At 59.1% G+C, this 1,662-nt stretch carries 1 pseudogene; it reads right to left on the bottom strand.

Annotation, left to right across the window (positions count from 1 at the left end):
- Positions 1-1,640: pseudogene (locus DBV08_RS32070) on the bottom strand (amino acid adenylation domain-containing protein); the annotation flags it as partial.
- Positions 1,641-1,662: the final 22 nt, after the last annotated feature.

Here is a 1,662-nt window from a genome sequence, read left to right as displayed (position 1 = left end):
GTCGCGATCAGCGAATTACCACCGAGTGCGAAGAAATCGTCATCGAGACCCACTCGATCGACACCCAGCAGATCCGCAAACACCGACGCGACGATCTCCTCCACCGGCGTCACCGGGGCCCGAAACTCAGCCTTCTCGAACACCGGATCCGGCAACAACTTCCGATCGATCTTGCCGTTGATATTGAGAGGGAACTCATCGAGCACCAGAATCTGCGACGGCACCATGTACGAGGGCAGACCCGCCGACAACACCTCACGAACAACGTCGACATCGACGTCGGCCCCGGACGAAGCAGTGACATACGCAACCAACATCTCACCAGCGTGCGCACCCTCGTGCACGACAGCCACCGCCCGACCCACCGAATCAACGGCAACCAACGCGGCCTCGATCTCACCGAGCTCGATCCGGAACCCACGCAACTTCACCTGGAAATCGCTGCGCCCCAAATACTCCAACTCACCCGAACGACTCCACGACACCACATCGCCCGTCCGATACATCCGCGAACCCGCAGTGCCGTAAGGATTCGCGACGAAACGTTCCGCCGACAAATCCACCCGGCCGTGATACCCACGAGCCAACTGCGCACCCGACAGATACAACTCACCCGCAACACCCACCGGAACCGGATGCAACCGCGAATCCAACACCAACAGTTGCGTATTCCACTCCGGCGACCCGATCGACACCGACGACACATCACCATCGGTCACCTCATGCGAGGTCACCGAAACCGCCGCCTCCGTCGGACCATACAAATTGAACAACCGCACACCAGGATTCGACACACGTACACGCCGCGCCAGATCAGCAGGCAACGCCTCACCGATCGCCAACACCTGACGAAGCCCCGACGGAAGAACACCACCCCCAACAGCCGCCAACGCCTCCAACATCGACGGAACCACATGCAACGTCGACACACCCGACACAGACATCACATCGAGCAGATACTGCGGATCCTGCTGACCGCCGACCTTCGCGATCACCAACCGAGAACCCGAAACCAACGCAGACCAAAACTCCCACACCGACAAATCGAACGTCGACGCAGTCTTGAGCAACACCGCATCATCCTGATCAAGACCGAAAACCTCACGCTTCCACAGCAACTGATTCACCACAGCTGCATGCGAAACCGCCACACCCTTCGGCCGACCCGTCGAACCCGACGTGAAAATCACATACGCCGTATTCCCCGACCGCAACGGCGCAACACGATCCACATCCAAGACAGGCGCACCCGAAAAACCAGACACATCGACAACATCAACCTCGACCACCGGCACCCCACCAGCATCGAAACCAACATCAGAAGTACTGACCACACACACCGGAGCAGCAGCCTCGAGAATGAACGCCGTACGATCCGCCGGCTGATCCGGATCCACCGGAACATACCCACCACCAGCCTTGGCGACCGCATACATCGCCACCAACAAATCCACACCACGACGAACAACTAACGCCACCAACGACTCCGGCCCAACACCCACCGAAATCAAATACCGCGCAAAACGATTCACCCGCACATCGAACTCACCATACGACAGCTCGACACCACCACACACCAACGCGACACGATCCGCACCACGAACCACCTGCTCGTCGAACAAATCCACCAACGTCCCCGAAACACCAGCACGAGACACCCCG

The organism is Rhodococcus sp. KBW08, assembly GCF_003852455.1.
GTDB lineage: Bacteria > Actinomycetota > Actinomycetes > Mycobacteriales > Mycobacteriaceae > Rhodococcus_F > Rhodococcus_F baikonurensis.
This window is presented reverse-complemented; position numbering and strand designations above follow the sequence as displayed.